This window comes from Psychrobacter urativorans (assembly GCF_001298525.1).
GTDB lineage: Bacteria > Pseudomonadota > Gammaproteobacteria > Pseudomonadales > Moraxellaceae > Psychrobacter > Psychrobacter urativorans_A.
Genome location: NZ_CP012678.1, coordinates 450,636 through 463,320 on the forward strand (window position 1 = coordinate 450,636; position 12,685 = coordinate 463,320).

The following is a 12,685-nucleotide window of genomic DNA, read 5'->3' on the forward strand; positions in this document are numbered from 1 at the left end:
TTATTTTAAATAATACCAACTATTGATAGTCTATCAATTTTACTAAGTTCCCAGCTCAAGCAAACTGGCATTACCGCCAATAGCCGTGGTGTTAATCGTTCTGACCCGTTCGGTGACAAAACGATACAGATAATCAGGCGCTAACATTTCTACTAAGCCGACCATATCTGTGACCGCAATCACCTGCGTCAGGATTCCGTCCGTACCTGCCAGCGTTTGGCTAATGGCTTGTACTTCAGAGCGGCTACCAGCAACCGCAACTTGAGCAAGGCGATCAATATGCAGCAAGGTGATGGTTTGCGAGTCATTGGCAATACTAATCAAATCTTCATGAATACCTGCCTCATAGAGCGCCTTTACCGCAGCCATACACATCTCATTTTGGCTTGGGCAATGCAAAATGACCTCATTGCCGGTCAATAATGCAGCAACCAATTGTCCCAGTATTGCCATGGTTTTGGCACTGTTGCCACCGATTACCATGGTTTTACCGCGAGCGGTCACATATAAGTCATTAGACTCACCCGTTGCCCCAATCATACGCTGCACTTCATCAAGCATCGGTGCTTTGCTTAATAAATGCTCAAATAACCGCCGTGCTTTATTGGCATTACCTGTCAGCAGTGCCAATTTAGGCAACGCGATTTCAAGGTAACTTGCGCGTTCAGTGGCAGTCAATAATCGCCAAGCTTCACAAATTTGGGCATGATTTTCTTTAAACTCAGTCGCCATGTTGCTACTCCTTATGCGATATCGGCTTGAATAGAGAATGAAACGCTGTCTGCGCTTACTAATGGTTCAGTGGTGAGCTGCATTAAACGAGCGACATAATGGGGACCGCCAGCTTTTGGACCGGTACCTGATAAGCCGCAGCCACCAAAGGGCTGAACGTTGACTATCGCCCCGATTTGGTTACGATTGATGTAAGTATTCCCTACCAGCGCGCGGCGCTCGATATGTTCAACGATATTTTCAATACGGCTATGAATACCTAAGGTTAAGCCAAAACCTGTTGCATTAATCGCATCAATCAGCTTATCCAAATCGCGTGCTTGATAGCGTAATACGTGCAATATAGGACCAAAATGCTCACCGCCGATGACATCGATACTTTTTACTTCAATGGCGGTTGGCAACACAAAGGTAGACTGCTCTTGACTGACTAACGAGCTGGCACTCATCGTTGCTTGGGCTAAAATATTTGCAGTTGGCTCTGCTATCATGCGTTCAATATGAGCTTCTAGACCTTTTTTAGCATCTTTATCAATAACTGGTCCAACATCTGTAGTGACCTGAGCAGGATTGCCCACAATCAATTCAGCCATTGTGCCTTGCAGTAGTTCAATTAAGCCATCCGCCACTTCTTCTTGCACACATAGGACACGACATGCTGAACAACGCTGACCTGCTGAACCAAAAGCGGATAGTACCGCATCGCGTACCACTTGCTCCGGTAAAGCCGTTGAATCGACAATCATGGCATTTTGACCGCCCGTTTCAGCAATAAATACCGGCAGCTCGCCGCTGAGTTGCACATGACTATTAAGACTTTGATTAATACGCTGCGCGGTCTGGGTAGAACCGGTAAAAATAACGCCAGCAATGTTATTTGCTGTAGTTAATGCGCCACCAACGTCGCCTGCGCCGGTCACAAACTGTAGCGCCTCGCTAGGCACGCCTGCCTGATACATAAGCTGTGCACCAAAATGAGCAATCAAGCTGGTTTGCTCAGCAGGTTTTGCAACCACAGTATTACCTGCCGCTAATGCAGCTACGATTTGTCCGGTATAAATCGCTAATGGAAAGTTCCATGGGCTGATACACACAAACGTGCCGCGCGCCTTATAAACTTGACGTAATGGCTTGCCTGATAAATCAGTAATTTCGTGCACGACCTCATTAAGACGTTCGGCTTCATCGGCATAAAAGCGGCAGAAATCAACTGCTTCTTTAATCTCATCAATACTGTCTTGAATCGTCTTGCCTGCTTCCACCTGACATAACGCCATTAATTCAGCGTAATTTTTTTCATACAAATCCGCTATCTTGCGCAAAATAGTCGCACGTTGCGATGCAGACACTAATTGCCATATTTTTTGACCAGCAACTGCTGCATCAATCGCTTGCTTTGCAATATTAGCATTGGCATAACGTACGTCACCTGCGATAACGTCATGGTTCCACGGTGCGCGTATTTTATGATTATCAAGGGTATTAGATACGCCCTCTACTGTGAACTCACTGACTACTTGTCCATTGATAATGGGCGTTGCTGACCACGTTTTTGTTAACTGCGTATCAATCGCCGCTTTAAACGGGTGCCATTGTGATTCAACAAAAATATTAGGGCCAAAGCTTGCGCGACGCGAGCCGTAAATATCCAGTGGCAAAGGAATATCCGGATTGTGCAAATTATCATTCGCTAGCAGCTTGTCATATGGATGCACGACCAGCTTATCAATCGGATAAGACTTGTCTAATAGCTGATGGACAAAGGAGCTGTTCGCGCCATTTTCAAGCAAACGACGCACCAAATACGGCAGCAAATCTTTATGCGCACCAACGGGCGCATAAATGCGTACCGGAATATTATAGGCTTGCAAGATATGGTCATATAACGCATCACCCATACCATGCAGGCGCTGAAATTCAAAATCTCGATGCGTACTCATGGTCATGACAGTTGCTAGTGTATGCGCGTTATGGGTGGCAAACTGTGGCCAAATTAGACCGCGCAAATGCTCCGATAATAAGAAGCGTGCACACGCTAAATACGCAGTATCTGTACCTTCTTTGCGCGTCCATACTGGATAGCCAGATAAGCCTTTTTGTTGCGCCAGTTTAATTTCAGTATCCCAATACGCGCCTTTTACCAAGCGCAATGGAATGCGGTCGCCAACTTCCGTAGACAAACGCGCCAGCCATGCAAAAATCGCAATTGCACGTTTTGAATAACCTTGCACCACCAAGCCCAAACCATCCCAACCGGCGGTTAACGGATCACGATATAGCGACTCAAATAATTTTAGTGAAATCTCAAGGCGATCCGCTTCTTCAGCATCGATACTCAAATCCACATTCACTTCACGAGCCGCTTCAATCAACAGCAGACAACGTTGACGCAGTAAACCCATCACTTGCGCTTCTTGCGTAGCTTCGTAACGTGGATGCAGCGCAGACAGCTTGATAGAAACTGATGGCTTCGGCATACCTTCTTTCACTTTGATACTTGCAGTTGCCTTAATCGCATGCAGATAGTCATTAAAATACTTTTCCGCATCGCGATTGGTAATTGCCGCTTCACCAAGCATATCGAATGAATAGGTATAACCTTTATCACGGTAACTTTTACTGTTTTTATTGGCGTCTTCGATGGTTTCACCCAATACAAACTGATGCCCCATAATGCGCATGGCTTTTTGCATTGCCGCACGAATCATTGGTTCACCCATCTTTTTGGTCATCCGATCCAAAAATCCTGACGCAGTGGTACTGCTATCAATACTGACCACGCGACCGGTCATCATCAGCCCCCATGTCGAGGCATTCACAATGAGACCATTATCATCTTTTAAATGCTTTTTCCAATCCGCCACACTCATTTTGTCGCGAATCAGCGCATCTGCCGTATAGTTATCTGGCACACGAATCAAGGCTTCCGCCAAACTCATTAGCAAAATACCCTCTTGGGTATCCAAGCTATATTCTAGCAATAACGAATCGACCATTTTTACCGCTTTGCCATCGTTACGCACGTGCTCGACGAGCTTGCGCGTTTGCTCAGCCGCCGCTTCACGCTCAGCGTCAGTCGGTTTTGCCAGTGGCAATAATGCTGTCAGCCAGCGGTCTTCGTCGGCACTATATAAAGGCGATATACGCGCATACAGCTCTGCCGCTGACTGCTTGATATAATCTGGCGCAAGCAAATCAGTTGGATTAAATAAAATCGGTTCTTGCGGGGTAAACTGATCTAAGGGGTTCATACCAACTCCGTAATGGTCATATAGAGGATTAACATAAGCAAAATAGTATTTACACTTCTGAAAGTTAAATGTGCTATTCAATTATGCAAAGGCAACAACGATCAGCTAAGCAGCATTAGCGCCTTCTTCTTGTTAGTCGTGAATAAAATCAGCTCAGGAGACGTTTGCTTGTTTACTCTTTATTGATGCCTTCTTAAAGAAGCAATAAAGCATGTTTAGCAAAAAACTGTGCGCTGATTTACCGCTTATTCATGGCAAGAAAAACCTCTACGGCGTTGATTGAGGTGATGCGCTTAACTCGATTATGGTAGCACGGAAAAACCCTTCAAACTAACGCAGTTGTCCGTTTACACTCATAAACATAGTATTTAAAAACAAAGTCATAACAAAGTTTATCTTGCTTATCGCCTTATTCATAAATTTTTGTTTGCATTTAGCCAACCATTATCATTTATGATGAATAAAGAGGTTATTTGTTAATAAAAAATCCTCCTTACCAATCAATGATAAGGAGGATTTAAAAAAACATTAAACTACGAAACTTATTAAGCGATACCTTTAATAATTAAAGAAACACAATTTTAGCTAATAAAACAAAGGTTAATACCCACACTGGAACAGTCACTTCAGAGTATTTACCCGCGATTAATTTTACCGATGTAAAGGTGATAAAACCAAGGGCAATACCGTCAGCCACAGAGTATGTCAGTGGCGTGAATAATAACACGACTGCAACGGGGGCGGCATCGGTCAAATCCTGCCAATTGATGTCTTTTAACGTGGCTAACATCAATACTGCCACATAGAAAATAGCGCCTGCTGTCGCATAAGAGGGAATCATCGCGGCTAATGGCGCAAAGAACACACTTAATAAAAACAGCACCCCAACCGTCACTGCCATCAGTCCGGTACGACCGCCCGCGGCAACCCCTGCGACACTTTCAATAAAACTGGTCGTTGACGACGTCCCTAATAACGCACCAGTCACCGTCGCGGTAGAATCTGCCAGTAATGCCTTACCCATATTGGGAATATTACCGTTTTTGTCAATCAGATTCGCCTGACTCGTCGTTGCAACTAACGTACCTGCGGTATCAAATAAATCGACAAATAGAAAGGCAAAGATGACACTAATCATGGCCACATCAAACGCGCCAGCAATATCAAGCTGCATAAACGTAGGCATGATAGACGGCGGCGCAGACATAATGCCAGCAAACTGCGTATGACCCGTTAACAAACTAATCAAGGCAATAAGCAAAATACCAATGGTTACCGCACCAGGAATTTTCTTATAAGACAGACCGATAATGACAATAAAACCTAAAGCCGCCATGATGGGTGGAAACGTATGCATATCTCCAAGAGCGACTAAGGTTGCCTCTCGTGCAACGATAACCCCTGAGCTTTGCAACGCAATAAATGCTAAAAACGCGCCGATACCAGCAACCACGCCTTGTTTTAGACACAGTGGAATGGCATTAATAATCCATTCACGAATCTTAAATAAGCTTAAAAGTATAAAAATACAACCGGACAAAAACACCGCACCAAGCGCCGTTTGCCACGCATAGCCCATACCCAGAACCACGCTATAAGTAAAGAAAGCGTTGAGTCCCATACCGGGTGCTAAAGCAACTGGTAGGCGGGCGTAAATACCCATGATAAAACAGCCGAGCGCAGATGCTAAACAAGTCGCAACAAAGACCGCGCCTTTGTCCATGCCCGCTTCTGCCAATACGTTAGGGTTGACAAAAATAATATAAGCCATCGTCAAAAACGTGGTTATACCGGCGAGAATTTCTGTTTTGACCGTGGTGTTGTCACCGTTAATGCCAAAATAGCGTTCAATTGCGTTCATAAGTATCGCGCCTAACTTGCTAGTGAAATAAACAGGGTTGTCAGTGTCTCTTTATTAGTGACTATTTATTAGGAATTTTTCATTGCCTAAAAATAAAAAAGACATCAGCAAACAAGTTGCGACGTCATCACCAAAGACAGCGTTAACAAAGTTTAACATTTTAGAGAAATTAGCTTACAAATTCAATGGTTACGCGTATCTTCTGCCATAAAACTACAATTTAAACCAACTGCTAGATAATAGTTTGGTTAAATAAACGGACGCAAAAAATAGTCTTTCTCGCCATTTAACACATTATTAAATGACCTTTTCACCATTTAGCAGTACACTAGCGGGTTAATATAAGTATGCAGTAATTATCACGTCCTATTTTAAATAAATATTTAATATCGTTACTCCTAATTTTCTTCAAAGAATAAACCGTCATTACCATTTTTTGAGGTTTTATCTGGCTTAAATAGATAAGTTTAAGCAGGTTGTTATTCATCGTCAGTGAGCCCGTTACATGCCTGAATCATTAAATATTCTCGACCTTGTCACCCACGCCAGTTTGCTGGTACAGATTGTGATGGCGCTATTATTATTGGCATCGCTCGTCAGTTGGGTGATTATTTTTCGTCTCAGCTCGCGCTTAGGTACGGCAAAAAGTTTCGATGAGCAGTTTGAAACGTGGTTTTGGTCAGGTGAAGATTTAGCCAAGCTTTATCAAGGTATCCAAGGCTCACCCGATCGCCAAGGGCTTGAGCAAATTTTTTATGTGGGATTTTCTGAATATTTGAGAATGCATAAAAAGCGTCAGCCAAAAGACGATATCATTGATGGTGTAGAGCGAAAGTTAAGAGTTGGACTCGGACGCCAACAGCAGCAGCTAGAATCTGGCATTGCGACGTTGGCTAGCATCGGCTCAGTCGCGCCTTATGTCGGTCTATTCGGTACGGTGTGGGGAATTATGAATGCCTTTTTAGGTCTATCACAATCCGAGCAAGCCACTATTGCCTCTGTTGCACCCGGTATTGCTGAAGCGTTAATTGCAACGGCAATGGGATTATTTGCCGCCATTCCTGCCGTACTGGCTTACAATCATTTCACTTCTAAATCAGGTCGGCTATATGACTCGCGCGCGCTGTTTTGTGATGAAATGACCGGTATGCTACAACGCGAAACCAGTACCGATAATCCTACCGTGGTGACACCAACCAATCAAGTTTCTCGCGCCAGTCAGGTAACCGGTCTATGAAACCAAGTCCTTATGCCCGTAAAAAAATAGCGCTCAACTCCGATATGAATGTCGTGCCTTATATCGACGTTATGTTAGTGCTATTGGTTATTTTTATGGTGACTACGCCTATGATGACGACTGGTGTCGATGTCGATTTGCCCAAAGAGCAGACCAAAACTTTGAGCCAAAACCAGTTACCGGTCATTGTGTCTTTAACGGGTAAGGGCGAGATATTTATTAGTTATGAGAATAATGTTGATGTACCCACCAGTGAGCCAGAGCTCATCAAAATTTTATCAAGCTTACAAGCCAAAGGTAGCGCCGATGGGCTACAGCCGCTACAAGTGATGATTAATGCTGACCAAAACAATCAATATGGCGCGATTATGGGTCTAATGGCGAACTTACAACAAGCAGGCATTCAAAAGGTAGGCTTATTAACGGGTGCGCCATTACCCACGCCTAAGTTATAATAGATTTGCTGTAAATAACTTATCTAGTTAAAACTTATTTTAACAATGCCTATTTTGGTTAATCATTATCATTAAGAATACCCTTTGATGCATCACGCCCACGAGTATAAACGCAATGAATAATGCGCCTGTCGTCTATGTTCCTACCGAGCCTGAAGGCAACGGTCTCACACTGCCTACGCTACTCAGCTTACTCGCGCATGGTATCGTGATTGGGATATTAATTTATACCTATCAGCATATGGAAATAGACACGACGGGCAGCTTAGAGACCACCATGGTATCTCCTGAACAGCTGGCGGAGATGCAAGGGCAAATACTCGCTAATCGCGCTGCTGCCTCTGATGGTTCACAAATGGATAGCAATGTCAGCGGTGCTATCAGTAGCGAACCTTTTAATTCGAACAACTCAAATAACGCTGGTGCTAATAGTTCACAATCATCCTCCCAAAGAGTTCCCACATTCGTAAAATCAGACAATGCTGCTGACGGTTCTAGCGATGCACCGATACTGATGAGTCAAGAACAACAACAGCGCCTTACTGAGCAATCACAAGCCTATGAAAGTGACTTTGCCGAATGGGCAGCACAACAAGATGAGTTGACACTTGAGCGGCTTGAACGTATTGAGCAAAATAAAAAAAGCGATCTGAATGAAGAAAGTGAGCGCCTAGAAGCATTTCGTGATAAAAAGAATAACCCGCCAAAGATTGAAAAACCTAATAGCTCGCAGCGTAATATAGAAATCAGCGCCGGCAGTTCTGGTGGTGGTGGCAAAAATTATAGCTTATCCGACGGTCAATCCACGCTATCGGGAGAGTCATCGACTGCTAGCACCTCAAAAGGTAGCAGTCGTTCTGCATCCAGTGGTAAGCGCGGTGCCAGTAATAGTGAGATTATTAATTTAATCAAACGTAACTATAATCCCCCAACCGCCGCGAAAGGCTCCACCCAACGGGCAACGTTAACTATTACGGTGAATAGCAATGGCGATGTGGTGAACGTCTCGGCATCAGGCGCTGACAGTGCAGTGAATGAGGCGGCAAAACAGGCAGTCATGAGCGCGCGTAACCTACCTATTGATACCGATGACCCAAAATATCCTACCTTTACTATTCAATTTAACGGAAGTAATTAATATTTTTTAATTAGATATCAATTGGCTATTGCACATTATTCATCAAACTACCAATCAAATTACTAATCAGGTTGGTTATACCCTACGCTTATCATTAATCCGCTCAGTAAATGCCGACTTTACCTTAAGTTGCTTGCGCCTTTTGCCATTTTAACTTACCGTAAGACCTAAGTTATAGTGTATAAAAAATAATTATTACTCGATTTTAGGAGCCTGACTTGGTCACACGTACTCACAAGAAACTATTGATTGCTTTACTTGCCAGCACAACCACGGTGCTGATTGCCCCTAGTGTCTTTGCAGCGCCAGTAGTATTAGAATTGGATTATGAAATCCCAGTCCAGCAAACCCAAGTAGCTTTTGTGCCCTTTGCTGGTGATTCTGTGCTGTCGCCCATTATTCTAAACGACTTGAGTAGAACTGAGCTGACTGTCACCAATAAAAACCTGCCACAACAGCCACGTAGTAGTAGCGAGCTGGCAGGAACATTACCCGTTTGGCAACAGCTTGGCATTCCTTATTTAGTGGTCGGTAGCACGCGCACTGAACGCAGCAAAATTGTCACTGATTATGAAGTAATCGATGTGAAAACTGGTCGCGTGATTGAAGGCAAGCAAAGCTTATCCTCCGATAAAGACACCTCAAGTATGCGTTATGCTGGTCACGTCATCGCGGATAAAGTGTATGAGCTTATCACTGGTACCGCAGGTGATTTTTCAGGGCGTATTGCTTATATTGAGGAAAGCGGACGCGGCAAAGATAAAGTATCGTACTTAAAAGTGATGGATGCCGATGGTGAAAATGCCAGAACCATTACTGAAGTAAAAGGCTCAATCTTCTCGCCTTCATGGTCACCAGATGCGTCACGCATCGCCTATGCATTGCAGCGTGATAAGTCTTATCCGCTCATTTATGTGCAAAATGTCAGCGGTGGCGCGGCGAATGTGATTACACCATTTAAAGGCAGTAACTTAAGCCCGTCTTTTTCTCCTGATGGTAGCAAAATACTATTCTCTAGTAGCTTTGAAGGCAGCTCTCATATTTATGAAACCAGTGCTAGCGGTGGCACGCCAAGACGCTTAACCAATTGGCCAAGCAGTGAAGTGCAGCCAAGCTACGCCCCAGATGGTAAATCCTTTGTATTCGTATCAGACAGAGCTGGATTTAATAAGCCACAAATTTATCGTTATGAATTTGGTTCAAATCGTATCACCAAAGTATCTGGTAGTGGCTATGCCACCAGTCCGCAGTTTAGTAGCGATGGTAAACAAATTGCTTTTTTAAGTGGACGCTCAGCCGCGATTATGAATAGCAATGGCGCGGTAACCGCAAATCTTGGCAATACTGGCATTGATGAAGCGCCAAGTTTTTCACCTAATGGCAAACGTGTGGTCTATGCGTCAACGCAAGGTGGCAAAGGCGTATTAACCATCAAATCTTTAAACGGTGGACAATCCTTTGGTAAATCAGGTCAAGGTATCATCCGCTCGCCAGTCTGGTCTTCAAATCCTAAATAAAATTTTAGTTTAAAGCACCATTTAAAACCAAAAAAAACGCCTAATATTAGGCGTTTTTTATAACCAGATTTTCTATTTAAGTTATACATTAACTTTACATTTATTTCATTATTACCTATTCACTCGGGTCAGAACCGGGTGGAAAATCATGGCGTAGCTGTGCGACATTTGCCGCCGTGACGGTATCGGTAAAATGATTCAAATCACTATACACATATTGAGTGACTGCGGCTATTTGCTCATCATCCATCATACTGTGAAAGGAGGGCATGCCACGAAGACCATTGATTAAAACGCTAATAATATAATACTTAGATTCCATCTTACTGTTGTCTTTGAGCGGCGGATAATAGCCTGCACCTACTGCACCCTCGCCTTTTGACATATGACATCCTGCACAGGAATCATCATACAGTTTTTTTCCATTGGTAGTAATAAAACCCTTTTTACCTTCGTTACTACCTTCAAATTTTGTAAGCCACTTTTGCAGCTTAACGTCCTCTGCCATCTTTGGTATCAAGCTGACATTAACGATATTGGCTTTCGGCGCTCTCAGCTCTTCTTTCGTCATGTAGACTGCGCCCCACGCACCATTATTGCGGCTGGCTTGATTGTCAAATACGTTTTGTGCAGCTTGCAAATTGGCAAGGGTGGCGGTATGCGCGGTTTGGTCTTTGTTATAGCGGCTACAGCCAGATAGCGTAACGGTAGCTCCGATAGTCAATATCATAGCCATAACAAGCAGGTTTGGTTTTATCATGTCCATGATTACCTCTGAATTTATTATAATTAACCCACCTTAATAACTTTGCCTACTAGCCTAGCTTTTTTGCTTTTTGATGTAGGCGACTTGCTGCATCCATACCGGATAAAATCGCCCCTTCTTGCCAAGCGGGAATGTGCGAGCAATGCTCACCTGCCAGTACGATACGGTGGTCAATACTACACAGCGTATCGTAATATTGAGTGCGGCTTGATTCACTCCACAAACCATAGCAACCGAGCGACCATGGAATACGATGCCATGCAACCGAGGTGCCGGAGCGAAATTCTTTGGTATATTGCGGATGAATATATTTGCCATATTCTAAGGCGGCATTAATACGCTCTTTTGGACTTAACGTATTAAATTTATAGGACGCTTCGCCAAATCCATAGGCGCCAAGTAGCACTCCAGAGCCAGTGGTAAACATATCGTGTGAGGGATAGGAAATTTGCGTAATGGGCATATCGGTGTAACTGATACCGCCATAAATCCACTCATCTTCTTCCCAAAAACGGCGATTGAACTCCAAGCCTACTTTATAAGAACTATCATAGTGCACTGCTGCCATTGCTTGTTTCATTGGCGCTGATACATTAATGTCAATTTGGGTCAATACGGACAATGGGATATTGCAGATACACCAATCCGCGCGCACAGTTTTAGTTGCGCCATCAAGGTTATTACTATTGACATAGTCGACAGTTACGCCTTTCTCATCTTGATTAATCTTAGTCACTTTGGCATTAAACTGAATCATATCGCGGCACTCGCGAGTGAATGCGTCACCGATTTTACCCATACCGCCAACCGGTTGGAACATCGCAGGTTGATGGTCATAGATTGTATAGTTGCTATAAATGTCTGACCACATACCTGAATCTAACAATTTATGCATCGGTATTGGGGTCGAAGGTTTAGAGTCAGGCATTAGCCCGCCGCCCGGATAAACACTATAGCCGCGATGCTTACTGGTATCATGGCTCTTAACATAGCGATAATTATTATCAAGGACACCCCAACCCTTTAAACCTTCTAACAGCTTTTCTTTGTCTTCTTTATTGACCGTCTTATCAAGGCTGCCAGTATTGACCGCTTTGGATAATAATTCTGACACATAGCCACGGATATCGCTTTGCACTTCACCCAAACGCTGCGGTGCGCCATTAAAATGCGTGGTACGATGCAAATAAGCGCGGTCATTGGTTTGAATAAAGGGCTGTAGTTCCACCCCAAATTTTTTACAATAATGAAATACCGCATAATGATGAACCGGCAAGCGCCATGGTCCACCGTTAAAATAATTGCCCTTTTTAAAGTCGCAGGTCACTTGCCCGCCACCAAGCTCGGTATATTTATCGCCACTATTTAGCGTCCAACTGCGTCCGCCACCGCGATTTTGATATTCAAGAACGGTGACTTTATATCCTGCTTTCCGCAGCTCATAAGCAGCAGTAAGCCCGCCCAATCCCGCGCCAAGAATAACAATACTAGCGCCAGCAGGTGCTCCCGTTAGATTCATGTCCTTTTTAAAACTAGACTCTGAGGCAAATCCTAATGTGGTCATCGCCTGATACATTGCTGTCGCCCCTGCGGTCTTACCAATCATGGAGAGCAGCTGCCGCCGAGTAGGCGATTGAAACCTATCTTTCATATTCTGCATATCGCGCATATCGTTCATTTTATAATCCTTGTGATAAAGCATTCGTCCATGACAGCCGATAGTGGCTT

Annotated in this window: 9 protein-coding genes; 4 read left to right on the forward strand and 5 right to left on the reverse strand. The window is 43.9% G+C overall.

Going from position 1 to position 12,685, the window contains the following annotated elements; genetic code table 11:
* Positions 1–42: 42 nt before the first annotated feature.
* The 3 genes from AOC03_RS01900 to AOC03_RS01910 form a co-directional block, all read right to left on the reverse strand.
* The gene (locus AOC03_RS01900; RefSeq protein ID WP_062533349.1) at positions 43–732 is read right to left on the reverse strand and encodes an aldehyde dehydrogenase family protein; all 690 of its coding nucleotides are present in this window, start codon (positions 730–732) and stop codon (positions 43–45) included.
* Positions 733–743: 11 nt separating this feature from the next.
* Positions 744–3,983: a bifunctional proline dehydrogenase/L-glutamate gamma-semialdehyde dehydrogenase PutA gene (gene putA / locus AOC03_RS01905; protein WP_062533350.1), complete on the reverse strand. Its 3,240-nt coding sequence runs from the start codon at positions 3,981–3,983 to the stop codon at positions 744–746.
* Between the two features lie 565 nt (positions 3,984–4,548).
* Positions 4,549–5,844: an NCS2 family permease gene (locus tag AOC03_RS01910; protein ID WP_062533351.1), complete on the reverse strand. Its 1,296-nt coding sequence runs from the start codon at positions 5,842–5,844 to the stop codon at positions 4,549–4,551.
* Between the two features lie 505 nt (positions 5,845–6,349).
* Here AOC03_RS01910 and tolQ point away from each other — a divergent pair.
* The 4 genes from tolQ to AOC03_RS01930 all read left to right on the forward strand — a co-directional run bounded on the left by tolQ (position 6,350) and on the right by AOC03_RS01930 (position 10,191).
* Entirely contained in the window at positions 6,350–7,081 is a 732-nt protein-coding gene (tolQ, locus tag AOC03_RS01915) for a protein TolQ (protein ID WP_062533352.1), read from the forward strand.
* Positions 7,078–7,536, forward strand: coding sequence for a protein TolR (gene tolR / locus AOC03_RS01920; RefSeq protein ID WP_062533353.1), 459 nt, complete (start codon positions 7,078–7,080; stop codon positions 7,534–7,536). The genes tolQ and tolR overlap by 4 nt, the downstream gene beginning before the upstream one ends.
* 115 nt (positions 7,537–7,651) lie before the next feature.
* Positions 7,652–8,674: a cell envelope integrity protein TolA gene (locus AOC03_RS01925; protein WP_062533354.1), complete on the forward strand. Its 1,023-nt coding sequence runs from the start codon at positions 7,652–7,654 to the stop codon at positions 8,672–8,674.
* Positions 8,675–8,892: 218 nt separating this feature from the next.
* Positions 8,893–10,191, forward strand: coding sequence for a PD40 domain-containing protein (locus AOC03_RS01930; RefSeq protein ID WP_062533355.1), 1,299 nt, complete (start codon positions 8,893–8,895; stop codon positions 10,189–10,191).
* 115 nt (positions 10,192–10,306) lie between these two features.
* On the opposite strand, the gene AOC03_RS01935 is transcribed toward AOC03_RS01930, so the two are convergent.
* The gene (locus tag AOC03_RS01935; RefSeq protein WP_062533356.1) at positions 10,307–10,957 is read right to left on the reverse strand and encodes a c-type cytochrome; all 651 of its coding nucleotides are present in this window, start codon (positions 10,955–10,957) and stop codon (positions 10,307–10,309) included.
* 49 nt (positions 10,958–11,006) lie between these two features.
* Entirely contained in the window at positions 11,007–12,608 is a 1,602-nt protein-coding gene (locus AOC03_RS01940) for a flavin monoamine oxidase family protein (protein ID WP_062536374.1), read from the reverse strand.
* Positions 12,609–12,685 lie beyond the last annotated feature (77 nt).